Consider the following 296-nt stretch of genomic DNA (forward strand, 5'->3'; position numbering starts at 1 on the left):
CGAGGCCAACTCCTACCGCGACTACCTCGAACTGCACGGCCTGTCCGTGCAGTTGGCCGAGGCGCTCGCCGAGTACTGGCACGCCCGCGTCCGCAGCGACCTCGGCATCGCCGGGGCCGATCCGGACACCGTCGACGGCATGTTCCGTACCGAGTACCAGGGCTGCCGGTACTCGCTCGGCTACCCGGCCTGCCCCGACCTGGAGGACCGCGCGAAGATCGCCGAGCTGCTGCGGCCCGAGCGGATCGGCGTCCACCTGTCCGAGGAGTTCCAGCTGCACCCCGAACAGTCCACCG

Annotated in this window: 1 protein-coding gene; it reads left to right on the forward strand. The window is 70.6% G+C overall.

The genetic code is table 11. The annotated features are described in order from the left end of the window. Positions 1-296, forward strand: a 296-nt coding sequence (locus ADK64_RS13435; RefSeq protein ID WP_159046228.1) for a vitamin B12 dependent-methionine synthase activation domain-containing protein, incomplete at both ends; no start/stop codon positions are given.

The organism is Streptomyces sp. MMG1121, assembly GCF_001280015.1.
Lineage (GTDB): Bacteria > Actinomycetota > Actinomycetes > Streptomycetales > Streptomycetaceae > Streptomyces.